Annotated in this window: 16 protein-coding genes; 11 read left to right on the top strand and 5 right to left on the bottom strand. The window is 65.4% G+C overall.

Annotated features, from left to right (window positions below; genetic code table 11):
* Window positions 1-117 precede the first annotated feature (117 nt).
* From rnhA to ispH, 3 genes are all read right to left on the bottom strand, one after another.
* Complete coding sequence (gene rnhA, locus Y88_RS17475; protein WP_018075587.1) at window positions 118-549, bottom strand: ribonuclease HI; 432 nt, start codon at window positions 547-549, stop codon at window positions 118-120.
* Window positions 546-1,517: a homoserine kinase gene (gene thrB / locus Y88_RS17470; RefSeq protein ID WP_008071680.1), complete on the bottom strand. Its 972-nt coding sequence runs from the start codon at window positions 1,515-1,517 to the stop codon at window positions 546-548. The genes rnhA and thrB overlap by 4 nt, the downstream gene beginning before the upstream one ends.
* Window positions 1,518-1,649: 132 nt before the next feature.
* Window positions 1,650-2,618, bottom strand: a complete 969-nt coding sequence (ispH, locus tag Y88_RS17465; protein WP_018075588.1) for a 4-hydroxy-3-methylbut-2-enyl diphosphate reductase — start codon at window positions 2,616-2,618, stop codon at window positions 1,650-1,652.
* Between the two features lie 234 nt (window positions 2,619-2,852).
* Between ispH and Y88_RS17460 the strand changes: the two genes are divergently transcribed.
* From Y88_RS17460 to tatC, 9 genes are all read left to right on the top strand, one after another.
* Window positions 2,853-3,524 carry a hypothetical protein gene (locus Y88_RS17460; protein WP_008071678.1) on the top strand — a complete coding sequence of 224 codons (672 nt, stop codon included), beginning with the start codon at window positions 2,853-2,855 and terminating at the stop codon, window positions 3,522-3,524.
* A gap of 108 nt (window positions 3,525-3,632) precedes the next feature.
* On the top strand, window positions 3,633-5,402 hold the full coding sequence (gene argS / locus Y88_RS17455) for an arginine--tRNA ligase (protein WP_008071668.1): 1,770 nt from the start codon (window positions 3,633-3,635) through the stop codon (window positions 5,400-5,402).
* A gap of 136 nt (window positions 5,403-5,538) precedes the next feature.
* Window positions 5,539-6,354, top strand: coding sequence for an SPOR domain-containing protein (locus Y88_RS17450; protein ID WP_008071665.1), 816 nt, complete (start codon window positions 5,539-5,541; stop codon window positions 6,352-6,354).
* Between the two features lie 99 nt (window positions 6,355-6,453).
* Window positions 6,454-7,470 carry a beta-N-acetylhexosaminidase gene (nagZ, locus tag Y88_RS17445; protein WP_008071663.1) on the top strand — a complete coding sequence of 339 codons (1,017 nt, stop codon included), beginning with the start codon at window positions 6,454-6,456 and terminating at the stop codon, window positions 7,468-7,470.
* The gene (locus Y88_RS17440) at window positions 7,467-8,306 is read left to right on the top strand and encodes a segregation and condensation protein A (protein ID WP_008071661.1); all 840 of its coding nucleotides are present in this window, start codon (window positions 7,467-7,469) and stop codon (window positions 8,304-8,306) included. The genes nagZ and Y88_RS17440 overlap by 4 nt, the downstream gene beginning before the upstream one ends.
* On the top strand, window positions 8,303-8,902 hold the full coding sequence (scpB, locus tag Y88_RS17435; protein WP_008071659.1) for an SMC-Scp complex subunit ScpB: 600 nt from the start codon (window positions 8,303-8,305) through the stop codon (window positions 8,900-8,902). Before Y88_RS17440 ends, scpB begins: the two co-directional genes overlap by 4 nt.
* Window positions 8,903-9,002: 100 nt before the next feature.
* Window positions 9,003-9,305, top strand: coding sequence for a twin-arginine translocase TatA/TatE family subunit (locus Y88_RS17430; protein ID WP_008071657.1), 303 nt, complete (start codon window positions 9,003-9,005; stop codon window positions 9,303-9,305).
* Between the two features lie 54 nt (window positions 9,306-9,359).
* Window positions 9,360-9,803, top strand: coding sequence for a Sec-independent protein translocase protein TatB (gene tatB / locus Y88_RS17425; RefSeq protein ID WP_008071655.1), 444 nt, complete (start codon window positions 9,360-9,362; stop codon window positions 9,801-9,803).
* A complete protein-coding gene (gene tatC, locus Y88_RS17420) occupies window positions 9,800-10,594 on the top strand; it encodes a twin-arginine translocase subunit TatC (protein ID WP_008071654.1) in 795 nt (264 codons plus the stop codon). The genes tatB and tatC overlap by 4 nt, the downstream gene beginning before the upstream one ends.
* A 32-nt stretch (window positions 10,595-10,626) precedes the next feature.
* On the opposite strand, the gene Y88_RS17415 is transcribed toward tatC, so the two are convergent.
* Together Y88_RS17415 and Y88_RS17410 are read right to left on the bottom strand one after the other, a co-directional pair.
* Window positions 10,627-12,333 (bottom strand): amidohydrolase, encoded by a 1,707-nt coding sequence (locus Y88_RS17415; RefSeq protein WP_018075589.1) that lies wholly within the window; start codon window positions 12,331-12,333, stop codon window positions 10,627-10,629.
* Window positions 12,330-13,226: an NAD(P)-dependent oxidoreductase gene (locus tag Y88_RS17410; RefSeq protein WP_026166891.1), complete on the bottom strand. Its 897-nt coding sequence runs from the start codon at window positions 13,224-13,226 to the stop codon at window positions 12,330-12,332. Before Y88_RS17410 ends, Y88_RS17415 begins: the two co-directional genes overlap by 4 nt.
* A 166-nt stretch (window positions 13,227-13,392) precedes the next feature.
* Between Y88_RS17410 and Y88_RS17405 the strand changes: the two genes are divergently transcribed.
* Both Y88_RS17405 and Y88_RS17400 read left to right on the top strand, forming a co-directional pair.
* Window positions 13,393-13,764, top strand: coding sequence for a VanZ family protein (locus tag Y88_RS17405; RefSeq protein WP_008071650.1), 372 nt, complete (start codon window positions 13,393-13,395; stop codon window positions 13,762-13,764).
* A gap of 82 nt (window positions 13,765-13,846) precedes the next feature.
* Window positions 13,847-15,100, top strand: a complete 1,254-nt coding sequence (locus tag Y88_RS17400; protein WP_008071647.1) for a threonine ammonia-lyase — start codon at window positions 13,847-13,849, stop codon at window positions 15,098-15,100.
* The last annotated feature ends 53 nt before the right edge of the window (window positions 15,101-15,153 follow it).

Raw genomic sequence — 15,153 nt, 5'->3', positions numbered from 1 at the left:
GTATAAGGCCGCGCGCCGCTTGAGCGAGACGACCCGCAATGAGTTCATCTCATTGCGGGTCCGTATAAGAGCCGAAATTCGCAAAGCAGGCGATTTTCGGCCCTGATCCTTTCGGAATTACGCGGCGATGGCCGCGTCGCTGGCAAGGCGATCGACGCGTTCGTTCTCGGGATGGCCGGAATGGCCCCGGACCCAGACCCATTCGATCTTGTGCGGACGAGCAGCCGTAACCAGCGCGCGCCAGAGGTCCTCGTTCTTGACCGGCTTGTTGTCGGCGGTCTTCCAGCCCTTTTTCTGCCAGCCGAAAATCCACTTGGTCATGCCGTCGAGGACATAGCGGCTGTCGGTGTGAAGGCGGATCGCGCAGGGTTCCTTCAACGCTTCGAGAGCGCGCAGGACGGCGGTCATTTCCATGCGATTGTTGGTCGTTTCACGTTCGCCGCCCGACAATTCGCGTTCGTGCGCTCCTGAGCGCAGCAAGGCGCCCCAGCCGCCCTTGCCGGGATTGCCCTTGCAGGCGCCGTCGGTGAAGATTTCCACCTCTTTCATGCGAAAATCTCCGGGTGATCACGATAATATTCGAGCCGCCGGGCAAGCGGCAGCGGGTCCTTGCGGATTACCAGCGCATCGGCGGGAGTGTTGAGCCAGTCATAGGCGCGGCTCATCACGAAGCGCATCGCCGCGCCTTGTGCCAAGAGGGGCAGGGCCGCGCGTTCTTCATCGGAAAGCGGACGGACGCCTTCGTATCCTTCGAGCAGGGCACGGGAGAGGTCGGCCCGGAAGTTGCCGTCCGCCGGATCCCAGCACCAGGCCAGATGCGTGACCGCGACATCGTAGGCCGCCATGTCGTTGCAGGCGAAATAGAAGTCGATGAGGCCGGTGACCGTGTCGCCCAGAACGAGGACGTTGTCGGGAAAGAGGTCGGCATGGATGACCGTTTCGGGCAATCCCTTGGGCCAGGCGGCGGCAAAGCGGGGCAATTCCGACGCCACGAGGTCGGCGAGCCAGGGCGCGATCGTCGCAAGGCCGTCCGGGCCGCACGCCTGGGCAAGCCGTTGCCATTCAGCGATCCCCATGGCGTTTGCCCGCGTGGCGGGAAAGTCGGCGGCGGCCCTGTGCAGGCGGGCCAGTTCCCGTCCGGCGGCGCGGGCCTGTCCGGCGGTCGGCGTGCTGACCGAAACGCCGGGGAGGAATTCGATCAGGGCCACGGCCTTGTCGCCGATCATCCGGTAGAGCGCGCCGTCGCGGTCGTGGATGGTGCGTGGAACCGGGCACCCCTTTGCCGCGAGATGATCGAGCAGCGAAAGGAAATAGGGGAGGTCGTCGAGCTCGATGCGGAATTCGTACATCGTCAGGATGTAACGCGCGCCGTTACCGTCGCACCCGGTGGTTTCGATCAACCAGTTACTGTTCGAAACCCCCTCGGCAATGCCCTTGGCCGAAACCAGCGTGCCGACGTCATAGGTGGCGATCAACGCCGCCATGTCCTCGGCGCCGAGGTGGGTATAGACAGCCATGTCTGCAAAGCTCCCGGGTGTTCGGTGTGGCCGCGCGGTTCGCGGCATCGGTGGTCTATGTCGCGTTCACCGGTCCCGCGACCGACACGGGAACCGGTGGTGGTGTGTGGACCGGCAATGCCGGTCCGTGTCTCAGTCGGCCAGTTGGCGCGGCAGCTTGAACACCATCTTTTCGACTGTCGTGGTCACGGTTTCGGTTTCGAGTGTCCGCAGTCCGGCAAGGCGTTCGATGACTTCGCCGACCAGGATTTCGGGCGCCGAGGCTCCGGCCGTCAGGCCCAGGGCGGAAATGCCTTCAAGCCAGGCCGGGTCGATTTCCTCGGCGCGCTGGATCATGCGGGCAGGAGCACCGGCACGTTCCGCCACTTCGACGAGGCGCAGCGAGTTCGAGCTCATGGGCGAGCCGATCACAAGAACCAGATCGCATGCCGGGGCAATGGCCTTGACCGCCGCCTGACGGTTCGACGTCGCGTAACAGATGTCTTCGGCGCGCGGACCGGCAATGCCCGGAAACCGCGCACGCAAAGCCGAAACGATCCCGGCAGTATCGTCGACCGACAGTGTCGTCTGGGTCAGGAAAGCCAGCGGTACGTCCTGCGGCGGCACGAGTCGTTCGACATCCTCGATCGTTTCGACCAGAGTCATGTCGCCTTCGGGAACCTGCCCCATGGTCCCGATCACTTCGGGATGGCCGCGATGGCCGATGAACAGAATGTGGCGTCCGGCCTCGACATGGCGCTCGGCCTGGCGATGGACCTTGCTGACCAGGGGGCAGGTCGCGTCAAGCCATTGCAGGCCCCGATTGTCGGCTTCGGCCGGAATCGTCTTGGGCACGCCGTGGGCGGAAAACACGACCGGCGAACCATCGGGAACTTCATCAAGTTCCTCGACGAAAATCGCGCCTTTGGCTTTCAAGCCATCGACGACATAGCGGTTATGGACGATTTCGTGGCGGACATAGACAGGCGCGCCGTGACGCGCGAGCGTGCGTTCGACGATCTCGATCGCACGATCGACTCCGGCGCAAAAGCCGCGCGGCGCGGCGACAAGCACCTTGAGCGGCGCCTTCTCGGCCGCAGGGGTTGGGCTGGGAGCGTTCATTTCGGCATCCTTAGAGTCCGCCTCGACGATCGCCAAGAGGCGACCTTTCAAGGACAGTACCGGCCCGGCCGGCGTTTCGAACGGGACGCTTAGCAGGACGGGCGCTTCATCACAAATCCGCGATCGCCGGATTGCCCATCCGGACGCTGCTGGCTAGAGGTGATGCCGTCATCATGCCGGACAAGCGTTTTCCGGCGTTGGACGGACTTCGCCAATCAGGGATCTCGCGTACAGATGCTCGCCACCATTGCCCGTACCGCCCGGATCGGCGCCCTTCTTTCCCTGCCCATGCTGGTGCTCTCCGGCTGCACCAAGAATCACGGCGAACTCGTCGTCGATGACACGGTCGGCGTGACGGCCCTGCGCAGCCCGTGCCCGCTGGTCGAAATTCCCGAAATGACGGGCGATGTCACTTTGCTCGCGCCGGGGCGTACCGATGCCGGTGCCATCGATGTGGTTGCCGCGATCACCAATCTGCGCAGTTCGTGCGACGCGGCGATGCACTTGCCGCAGCTGACGACGACGATCGATTTCGATGTCGTCGCCCGTCGTTCGGACACGCATGGCGCCCGTCATGTCGAACTGCCCTATTTCACCGCGATCCAGCGCGGCGGGGCTTCGACCGTTGCCAAGCATGTTTCGACCATCGCGATTGATTTTGCCGACGGTCAGGACCGCGTTACCGTCCACGGCAAGACGGGGACCACGATCGCCCGCAGCGAAGCGACGCTCCCGCTCGAGATGCGCAACCGCCTGATGCGCAAGCGACAGGCCGGGGACGCCGACGCCGCCGTCGATCCGCTGTCGCAGCCCGACGTCAAGGCCGCGCTTGCCAAGGCGACGTTCGAGGCGCTGGTCGGTTTCCAGCTGACCGACAAGCAGTTCGCCTACAACGCAACCCGCTGATTTTTCGGTATCGCGACCGGGGCGGTCCGTCCCGGTGCGGCGATCCGGTCCGATCCGCCGCGCGGGGGTTTCCCTCGTGCGCCAACTTCCGCTATCCGCAAGAACGCCATGACCGATCTTCACATCTCCAAGTCGCCTGTCCAGCGGGCCCTGTTCGCCGAATTCGCGGCTGTCATCGACGCCGCCCTCAATGCGCTTGAAACAGCCGGGACCTTGCCCGGCGGCCTGGCGCGCGGTGCGGTCACGACCGAGCCGCCGCGCGATCCCGCGCACGGCGACCTGGCGACCAATGCGGCGATGGTGCTGGCCAAGCCTGCCGGAACCAATCCGCGCGCACTGGCAACGGCGCTGGTTGCCGAACTGGAAAAGGACCCGCGCGTCACGGCGGCCGAGATCGCCGGGCCGGGCTTCATCAATCTGCGTCTGGTTCCGGGCGCATGGCTTGACGAACTGGGGCTCATTTCTGCGCTGGGTGCCGATTACGGCCGCTCGACCGTGGGCGGCGGCAGCATCGTCAATGTCGAATACGTTTCGGCAAACCCGACCGGCCCGATGCACATGGGGCATTGCCGGGGTGCGGTCGTAGGCGACGCGCTGGCGAGCCTGCTCGATTTCGCCGGGCACAAGGTCGTCCGCGAATACTATATCAACGATGCAGGCGGGCAGGTCGACGTTCTCGCCCGGTCGGTCCACTTGCGTTACCGCGAGGCGCTCGGCCAAGACGTCGGAGCGATCCCCGAAGGTCTCTATCCGGGCGACTATCTTGTTCCGGTGGGACAGGCGCTCGCTGCCGAATTCGGCGACCGCTATGCCGCCGCCCCCGAAGCGGACTGGCTGGTCCTGTTCCGCACGCGTGCGGTGGCTGCGATGATGGACATGATCCGCGCCGATCTTGCGCTGCTGGGCATCCATCACGACGTCTTCTCATCCGAAGCCGAGCTTCAGGCGGCGGGCAAGCCTGCCGCTGCCGAAGCGTGGCTGCGCGAACACGATCTCGTCTATGACGGGCAACTCGAAGCGCCCAAGGGCAAGGTTGCCGACGACTGGGAGCCGGTGGAGCTTCCGCTGTTCCGCTCGACCCGTTTCGGTGATGACCAGGATCGCCCGATCCGCAAGTCGGACGGCAGCTGGACCTATTTCGGTGCCGACCTTGCCTATCACTTCCAGAAGGCGGAAACCGCCGATGCGCTCGTCGACATCTGGGGTGCCGACCACGCCGGGACGGTCAAGCGGATCAAGGCTGCCGTTGCCGCGCTGACCGGCGCGCAGGGCAAGCCCAAGCCGTTCGAGATCAAGCTGGTGCAGATGGTCCAGCTTCTGCGCGACGGACAGCCGGTGAAGATGTCGAAGCGGGCCGGGACGTTCGTCACGTTGGCCGATGTCGTGCGCGAAGTGGGCAAGGACGTGGTGCGTTTCACCATGCTGACGCGCAAGCCCGACGCGCAGATGGACTTCGATTTCGCCAAAGTGGTCGAAGCCTCGAAGGACAATCCGGTCTTCTATGTGCAGTATTGCCATGCCCGGGTGTGCTCGACGCTGCGCAAGGCTGCGGGCGAAGGGTTCGCTCCCAATGCTGCCGAGCTTGCCCTGCTCGGGGACGAGGAACTCGCGCTGATCCGGCTTGCCGCACAGTTTCCCCGCATCGTCGAAGGTGCGGCGGCGGCCCGCGAACCGCATCGTATCGCGTTCTTCCTCTACGACCTCGCCGCCGGTTTCCACGCCTATTGGAACCTTGGCAACGACCGTCCGGACAAGCGTTATATCGTGGCGGACAATCCCGCCCTGACCGGCGCGCGGCTTTTCCTGGCGGCGCAGGTCGGGCAGGTGGTCCGGAACGGCCTTGCCATTCTGGGCGTTACCGCGGCCGAGGAATTGTAATACCATTCGGCAAGAACTTTGGCTTATTGCGGAATGGAGTGATCCCTGCGCGGCGCGTGGGGGAAGCGATCCGCGATGAGTGGAACCCCGTGCGGGTCCATCCGGCGCGGGTCCATGCAAGGCAGAGATCGGATCGATGAACGGCGACGAGCACACGGCGGGCGGTTTCCGCACCGGCGGGGACACTTTCGGCAGCAAGCAGGCTTCCGGCAACTGGCAGAACGATCTCCCCGGCGATCGCCCGCATGACGCGGATGCGACACCGGGGCTCGATCTTGGCGGTGAAGACCGGCTGCCCTGGCTCGAAAGTGCCGACGATCTCGACGATGCGCCCGCCGCTGCCGGACATTCGCGCCTGATTTTGGCCGGGCTCGTCGCGCTGATGGTGCTGGGCGGCGCTGTCTACGGCATTTTCTGGCTGACCCATCGCCCGCACGAAGTGGCTGCTGCCGACGGCAGCCTGATCGAGGCGAGCAAGGAACCTTACAAGGTTCCCCCGTCCAATCCCGGCGGCAAGACGTTCCAAGGAACCGGGGATGCCAGCTTCAAGGTGAGCCAGGGTGAACATCCCAGCGCCAGCCTTGCCGGAAGCGCGGGCACGACGCCGCCTCCCGCTCCCGCAAGCAGCCCGGCGGCCGATGCGGGCAAGGGCACGCCTGCGCCCAAGCCGAGCGAGACTCCCAAGCTCGCCGAAGCGGCGAAGGCCGCTGCAACCGGCGGCATCGGGGTTCAGGTCGGCGCCTATTCGAACACGGCGACGGCCGAAGCGGGCTGGACTCGCCTGGTCGGCGCGCACGACATCCTCAAGGGCCTCAATCACCGCGTCGTCGAAGGCAAGGCCGACATCGGCACCGTCTATCGCCTGCAAGTGGTCGCAGGCGACATTGCTTCGGCCAACAGCCTGTGTGGCCGTCTTCAGGCCGATGGCGTGAAGTGTCAGGTCAAGCGCTGAGCCCAAGTCGGGGAACGCCGGGTTTCCCGACGGTTTTCCCCGGCGCAAGGCGTTCTGCGACTTGCCGCCGGGCTCTGCCTTGCGCCATGACATGATCCCATGCTTCCGGCGATTTTCGGCCTGTCCGGCCTCGAACTGACTGCGGACGAGCGCGCCTTTTTTCGCGATGTCGATCCGGCAGGATATATCCTGTTCGCCCGCAATGTCGGGACGCGCGACCAGTTGCGGGCGCTGACCGACGATTTGCGCGCGCTCTCCGGGCGCGAGCGCACTTTCATCTGCATCGATCAGGAAGGTGGCCGGGTTGCCCGGATGAAGCCGCCTGTCTGGCCCGTCTATCCGCCGCAGGGTGTGTTCGACCGCCTTTACGATCTGGCTCCGGCGAGTGCGATCGAGGCCGCCCGTGCCAATGCCGAGGCCTTGGGGCTCGATCTGGCCCGGGCCGGGATCACGGTCGATTGCCTGCCGCTGCTCGACGTACGAGTGCCGGGTGCCGATGACGTGATCGGGGATCGCGCGCTTGGCAGCGAACCGATGCGCGTTGCAGCGCTTGGCCGCGCGGTTGTCGACGGTCTTGCCCGCGCGGGCGTGACGGGTATCGTCAAGCATGTGCCCGGCCACGGACGCGCCCTGGCCGACAGTCACAAGGCCTTGCCGACCGTGACGGCAAGCGCGGCTGATCTCGAGATCGATCTTGCGCCGTTCCGCACGCTTGCCGACGCCAAGGCGGCGATGACGGCTCACGTCTGCTATACCGCCTGGGATGAAAGTGCTCCGGCGACATTGTCGGCCAAGGTCATTGCGCAAATCGTGCGCGGGACGATCGGTTTCGGTGGTCTTTTGTTGAGCGATGATCTCGACATGCAGGCGCTGACCGGCACGATTCCCGAACGGGCGGCGCGGGCTCAGGCAGCCGGGTGCGATCTTGCGCTCAATTGCTGGGCACGCATGGACGACATGGTGGGGATCGCCGCGGCGCTGGCGCCGATGAGTACGGAAACTAAAGCCAGACTCGACCGCGCGCTTGCCGATACCGACATTGCCCCCCTCGATCCCGACGGGCGGCAGGCGGAACTGACTGCCAAACGCGACGCCTTGCTGGCCCTGGTGCAATGAACGACGGCGCGGCGCCCCCGACAGGTGCGCCCGACAGCGATTCGTTCGGGACCGACGACTGGTTGCCGGCGGCGAGTGCGCCGACCGGTGACGAGGCGCTCTATCTCGAACTCGACGGCTGGGAAGGGCCGCTCGACTTGCTGCTCGACCTTGCCCGGCGGCAGAAAGTCGATCTGCGGCGGATTTCCATTCTCGATCTCGTCGACCAGTACCTCGCCTATATCAACCGGGCGAGCGAACTGAGGCTCGAACTGGCGGCCGATTATCTCGTCATGGCGGCCTGGCTTGCCTATCTCAAGTCGCTGCTGCTCTTGCCGCGCGATCCGGAAATGCAGCCCAGTCCCGAGGAAATGGCCCTGCGTCTGCAATTGCGGCTGCAACGGCTGGGTGCCATGCGCGAGGCGGGTGCGCGCTTGATGGCGCGCGACCGGCTGGGCCGCGATGTGTTCATGCGCGGCGCGCCCGAGGGGATCAGCATCGACCGCAAGATGCGCTGGACCGCGGGATTGTTCGACGTGATCCAGGCCTATGGCGGGGTCAAGGCGCGCAATGCCCCGGTTGTGCACATCGTCCGCGAACGACCGGTCTTTACGCTTGAGGCAGCGTTGGAACGGGTGTCCCGTCTGCTTGGTGTCGCCATCGACTGGATGGACTTGCGCCTGTTTCTGCCCCAGTTCGACAAGGCGACGACCGACCCGCGTCTGGCCCGGTCGGCACTGGCGTCCAGTTTCGTCGCTGCGCTCGAACTGGCGAAACAGGGGAAGGCCGAACTGGCGCAGGACGGCGTGTTCGGTCCGGTTCGCCTGCGCGCCGCGCGATCGGGGAGCAACGCGTGAACGAGCCCGACGACGATCTCGTCCGCGCGGTCGAGGCGACGCTGTTCGCATCGGAAACGCCGCTGACGCCTGAAGAACTCAGTCGCCATCTCGGCGGCGCGCCGGTGAAGCCGGCGCTTGCCAGTCTGGCGGCGCATTATGCGGGACGGGGCGTGCATCTGGTCGAGCGGGGCGGACGCTGGCATTTCCAGACGGCGCCCGATCTTGCTCATCTCTTGCGCAGGGAGCGCGAGGAGCCGCGCCGTCTGTCGCGTGCGGCGGTCGAGGCCTTGGCGATCATTGCCTATCACGAACCGGTCAGTCGCGCCGAGATCGAGGCGATCCGGGGCGTGCAGACGGCCAAGGGTACGCTTGACGTGCTGATGGAGGCTGGGTGGGTGCGGATCGCCGGACGGCGCGAAGTGCCCGGAAGGCCGACGATCTATGCGACGACGCCGGCGTTTCTGGCCCATTTCGGGCTGACCACACGGCGCGATCTTCCCGGGATCGATGAATTGCGGGCGGCCGGGCTGCTCGACCCGGTCGATGCGGCTTATGCCGCGCTCACCGGCAGCGAAGCGGGGAGCGCGGCGTCGGAGTCTGGGGCCGAAGAGTAACCTTGTGCGCGCCCTTTGCGAAAAGGGGCATAAATTGTCCCCTTGCGCGTCTGGCAGTCTGCACAAAAAGCGCCTATCTGGGGCGCGAAGGAGATTTGAGATGGGTGGCCTTTCCCTACCGCACCTGATCATACTGGCGCTGGTTGTTCTGATCCTGTTCGGTCGTGGCCGGATTTCCGAAATGATGGGTGACTTCGGCAAGGGCATCAAGAGCTTCAAGGAAGGCATGGCGGACGAAAACAACCGTCAGGTGCCCCCGCCGCCGCAGATCCAGCAGAACCAGGCGCCCCAGCAGGCCCCGGTTCAGCCTGCACAGGCTCCCGCTCAGCCTGCGGCCCAGAACGATCCCCAGAGCCCGGCTTCCTCGGGAACGACGTCTTCGGGAACCACCGGCGCGGCCTGAGCCGTTCCAGTTCGGACATACCCGGTCTTTTCCTGGATCATGCTCGTTTGAACCATGTTTGACATCGCCCCATCGGAATTCCTGCTCGTGGCGGTGGTCGCCATCGTGTTCATCGGGCCCAAGGACCTGCCCATGGCGTTGCGCACGGCCGGGCGGTGGATCGCCCGCATGCGCCGCGTCTCCAATCATTTCCGCAGCGGCATCGAAACGATGATCCGTGAGGCGGAAATGGAGGAGCTTGAGCGCAAGTGGCGCGAGCAGAATGCGGAAATCATGGCTGCAAACCCTGCCGTGCCCGAAACGACGCCTGCTCCGCTTCCCGACCCGGCTGCGGGGCAGACCGTTGCCGCCGCTGCCGACCAGCATGACGCGGTCCCGCATGCAGTGCCGGTGCTCGGGTCGATCGATCCGGTTCTTGCCGCCCATGCGCCGACCGAACCGGACCAGCCTCTTTCGACCGAGAGCGCAGCCGTTCCCCATACCGACAAGTCTGCATGATCAACGATATCGACGAAACCCAGGCCCCGCTGCTCGAACACCTGCTCGAGCTGCGCACGCGCCTTTTGCGTTGCATCTATGCGCTGACGATCGCGTTCGCGATCTGCCTCTATTTCTCCGACGGCATTCTGGGCATTCTGGTCCATCCGCTGGCCCGCGCCTTTCCTGAAGGCCAAGGGAAGCTGATCTACACCAAGCTTTACGGTGCGTTCTTCGTCGAACTGAAAGTGGCGCTGTTCGCGGCTTTCTTCGTCAGTTTTCCGATCATTGCCAACCAGCTCTGGGCTTTCGTTGCACCGGGTCTTTATGCGCGCGAGAAGAAGGCGTTCCTGCCGTTTCTCGTCGCGACGCCGATCCTGTTCGCGATGGGGGCGAGCCTTGCCTATTTCGTGGTCATGCCGACCGCGTTCCGCTGGTTCATCGGGTTTCAGGGGATGCACGGCGGGCTTCAGCTCGAAGCGTTGCCGGGGGTTGAGGAATATCTCAACCTGGTGATGCAGTTCATTCTCGCATTCGGCACCAGCTTTCTGTTGCCGGTGCTGCTGATGCTGCTCAACCGGGCAGGGCTGGTGACGCGGGCGCAGCTTGTGGCCGCTCGTCGCTATGTCGTCGTGGGTATCACCGCGCTCGCGGCGGTGATCACGCCGCCCGACGTCGTCTCGCAATTGATGCTCGCGATCCCTCTGCTGATCCTCTTCGAGGGCACGCTGATCGTCATGCGCTTTGCCGAAGCCAGGGAAGCGGCTGAAAAGGCCGCTGCCGAGCAAGTGGTCGAGGGCGGCGCGGCCTGATCGTCCGATGCGGGCTGGCAATGTGGGCGGGGTTATTTCCCGCCCGCTGGACTTTCCGCATCATAGACTTTGCCGCCGCCGATCCATGTCTGGAGCACATGGGTCTTGCGGATCGCTTCGGGCGAGGCAGTCATCGGGTCGGTGTCGACGAGGATGAAGTCTGCGCGCAGGCCCGGAGCAATGCGGCCGAAGCGGGTTTCGGCAAATCCGGCATAGGCGGCTGCACTCGTGTAACCGGCAAGGGCGGTCAGGCTGTCGACGCGTTCTTCCGGGCGCCATCCTCCGGCCGGGGCTCCGCTCGCATCCTGACGGGTCAGGGCGACGGCGATGCCGGTCCAGGGATCGGGCAGTTCGACCGGAGTGTCCGATCCGAAAGCGAGGACCGCGCCCGCCTGCTTGAGGCTGGCCCAGGCATAAGCGCCTTTCAGTCGATCCGGACCCAGCCGGGCTTCGGCCATGAGGCGGTCGGAGGTCTGGTGCACCGGCTGCATCGAGGCGACGATGCCTCCGTTTGCGGCAATACGTGTCACCAGCGGCCAGTCGGCGGGATCGATAATCTGCGCATGTTCGACGCGCCAGCGACGATCGCCGTGATAAGTGTGCGACAGGTCCTCGATCGTGGTCAAAAGGACGCCGTTGGCCTTGTCGCCGATGGCATGGACCGCGACCTGAAACCCGTCCATCGCCGCGCGGCTCATGAGATTGCCGAGCTGCGTTTCGCTGAGCAGCGACAGGCCATGGGTATCGGGCTTGTCGGCATAAGGCGCCTTGAGCCAGGCTCCGCGCGATCCGAGCGCGCCGTCGAGGAACAGCTTGACCCCGCCCATGCGCAAGCGGTCGGCATAGAGCCAGGGCGTCGGGCCGGGCCCGGCGATTTCGGCCATCGTGTCGGTTCCGGCCGCATAGGCCATGATCCGCAGGTACAGCCGGTTGGCATCGCCCGCGCGGCGGAACGTCATCCAGTCGCGCGTCGATGTCCCCATGTCGGCAATGCCGGTCACGCCGCGCCGGGCCAGATCGGCTTCCGCCGTGGTCAGGGCCAGATCGTCGTCGCGCGGCGTGGGCGGGGGCACGGCCTTGTCCACCAAGCCTTGCGCCTTGTCGACCAGAACCCCCGCCGGGCGTCCGTCGGCAAGCCGCTCGATCGCGCCGCCTTCGGGCGTCGGGGTGGAGGCGGTGATCCCCGCAGCCTTGAACGCCGCGCTGTTGGCCCAGCCGGCGTGATAGTCGGCGCGTTCGAGCCAGACCGGGCGATCGCCGACGGCACTGTCGAGCTCGGCAGCGGTCGGGAAACGGCCGAGGCCCCAGCGTTCCTGGTTCCAGCCGCTGCCGATGATCCACGGACGATCGGGATGCGCGGCGGCGAAGGCCTTGATCCTGGCGAGTGCGTCGGACAGCGAGGTGGTCTCGGACAAGTCCAGCGTCAGCAGCGCGTAGCCGGTTTGCATGACATGGCCATGCGCATCGATGAGCCCGGGCAGGAGCACCCGTCCTTTGCCGTCGATATGGAACTGGTATCCCTTGCGGCCCGGCTTGGGCAGCTTGTCGCCGGGGCGATAGACCGTCTTGATCACGCCGCTGTCGTCGAACAGGAACGCGGCAAAGGACTGCAGCGTTCCATCCGGGGCGATCGTCTCGCCCTTGATGTTGTCGACCAGCGTGTCGGCGTGGGCAGGGGCGGCCAGCGCGCTTGCGGCCAGCAGCATCGATCCGATCGTCCGGCGCATGGGGCGGGTCATTCCCCGTGCTTGCGCGGCAACCGCCGGATCAGGGCGCTGGTATCCTGACGGGCGCCGCCCATGGCCTGCACTTCGGCATAGAACTGGTCGATGAGCGCAGTGGTGGGCACGCTGGCGCCCAGATTGCGGGCTTCCTCGATGGCAAGCCCAAGGTCCTTGCGCATCCAGTCGACGGCAAAGCCGAAATCGAATTCGTCGCGGGCCATGGAGTGGAACCGGTTGTCCATCTGCCACGACTGTGCCGCGCCGCCGCTGATCGCCTCGAACACCTTGTCGAGATCGAGCCGCGCGGCCTGGGCAAAGCGGATCGCTTCGGAAAGGCCGGCGATGGCCCCGGCGATGCACATCTGGTTGGCCATCTTCGCGGTCTGTCCGGCGCCCGACTTGCCGACGTGGACGACACGCTTGGCATAGGCGGCAAGGACGGGGCGCGCCGCTTCGACCGCCTTTTCGCTGCCCCCGCACATGATCGAGAGAGTGCCCGCTTCGGCGCCCGATTGTCCGCCGGTGACCGGCGCATCGACGCAGAGCAGTTCCTTGTCCCGCCCTTCGACCGCGATCTGGCGCGCGATTCGCGCCGATACGGTGGTATGGTCGATGAATACCGCCCCGCGCCGCAAAGTCGAAAAGACGCCGGTGGGGCTCAGCACCACGTCGGCCAGGTCGTCGTCGTTGCCGACGCAGGTGATGACCGCATCGGCGTCCTGCGCGGCTTCGGCAGGGCTGCTCGCGACGCGCACGGTGATGCCGGGATTGGCTTTCATCCATGCCTGCGCACGGGCCGGGGTGCGGTTGTAGATGGTCAGCCGGTGGCCGGCATTGCCAAGGTGACGTGCCATCGGCGAGCCCATGACGCCAAGGCCGAGAAACGAGACGTGAAGCGGTTCGGTCATGGCGGTCTGTTTAGCCGGTTTGTCGCCGACTGCCAGCCGGTTTCCGGTCATATGCCCGCAAGGATGCAGGGCTGTGTGAAAAGGTTGTGGGAGCGAGGCGGCGTAAGGCGCGAAAGAGGCAAAAATCCTTGCCGCGCGGGGCTGCGCGCGTTTAGCATATGCAGCGATGCTCAATTCTGCGGCGCAACATTCGCTCTGGTCTCATCGGCTGTTCGTGGCCTTGTTCTGGGTCACGCTGGCAGGGGCCGTGACGATGGCGGTTCTGCCCAGTCCGCCGCATACCCCGATCGACGGCTTTGGCGACAAGTTCGAGCATATGCTGGCTTTCGCCACGCTGACGGTGCTTGCCGAATTCGCTTTTCCCGTGATGCCGCGCCTGCGGATTGCCGAGCGGCTTTCCTTCCTCGGCGCCTTGATCGAGGTCGTGCAGTCGATTCCCAGCCTTCATCGCGATTGCGACATTCGCGACTGGGTGGCCGACACGATTGCCATTCTTGTCGTCACGACCCTTCTGGCGCTGCTCCGGCGCAAGGGGTGATGTCCTCCGGCAAATCGCCGGGGCCATGCAAGGGCGCAAAGCGCGGTTTCCTTCGGGCTCGCTTTGGATTAGGGGCTTTGCGATGCAACAGTCTGCCCTTTCCGCCGCTCAGGACGCTTCGGCGCCGCTTCTGACTCTCGATGACGTTCGCGCTGCCGCCGGACGCATTGCCGGGCAGATCGTGCGCACGCCAACGCTTCACAGCAAGACGCTGAGCGCGATTACCGGCGCGGAAATCTGGCTGAAGTTCGAGAACCTGCAGTTTACCGCCGCCTACAAGGAACGCGGCGCGCTCAATGCCCTGCTCAACCTGACTGAGGAACAGCGTCGGCGCGGGGTCATCGCGGCTTCGGCCGGCAATCACGCGCAGGGGCTTTCCTATCACGGCACGCGTCTTGGCGTCCCGGTGACGATCGTGATGCCGCGCACGACGCCGACCGTCAAAGTGCTCCAGACCGAAAGCGTCGGGGGCAAGGTCGTGCTCGAAGGCGAAACCTTCGACGAAGCCTACGCCCACGCCCGTTCGATGGAGCGTCAGCTCGGGCTGACTTTCGTGCATCCGTTCGATGATCCGCTGGTCGCGGCGGGGCAGGGGACGGTCGCGCTCGAAATGCTCGAGGACGTGCCCGATCTCGACATGCTGGCCGTGCCGATCGGCGGGGGCGGGCTTCTGAGCGGGATGGGGACGGCCGCTCGCGCGCTCAAGCCCGGGATCGGTCTGGTCGGCGTTCAGGCGCAGCTGTTCCCGTCGATGTTCGACAAGCTCAAGCACATGGAACTGCCATGCGGCGGGGATACCCTTGCCGAAGGGATCGCGGTGAAGGAGCCGGGGCAGTTCACTTCGGCGGTGCTTGCCAATCTCGTCGACGACATCGTCCTTGTCGATGAAGCCCATCTCGAAGGGGCGGTCGCCCTGCTGCTGCAGATCGAGAAGACCGTCGTCGAAGGCGCAGGCGCAGCGGGCCTTGCCGCAGTGATCGCCAATCGCGAGATCTTTGCCGGGCACAAGGTCGGCATTGTCCTGACCGGCGGCAATATCGACACACGCCTCTTGGCCAACGTGCTGTTGCGCGACCTTGCCCGGTCGGGCCGTCTCGGTCGACTGCGCATCACCTTGCAGGATCGCCCCGGCGCCCTGTTCAAGGTGGTGGAGGAATTCAACCGGCATCAGGTCAACATTCTGGAAGTCTGGCACAATCGCATCTTCACTTCGCTTCCGGCCAAGGGGCTGACCGCCGAGATCGAATGCGAGGCGCGCGATCGCGAACAGATCGACCGCCTGGTCGAAGCCCTGCGTGCGCGTGGGTACGAAGTCTTGCAGGTCGAACTGGGCTGATCGCCGCGAAACAGGCTATGCACCCCCGTCCGGGTTAACGGTTTCGGGCGGGG

It is taken from the genome of Novosphingobium nitrogenifigens DSM 19370 (assembly GCF_000192575.1).
Lineage (GTDB): Bacteria > Pseudomonadota > Alphaproteobacteria > Sphingomonadales > Sphingomonadaceae > Novosphingobium > Novosphingobium nitrogenifigens.
This window is presented reverse-complemented; position numbering and strand designations above follow the sequence as displayed.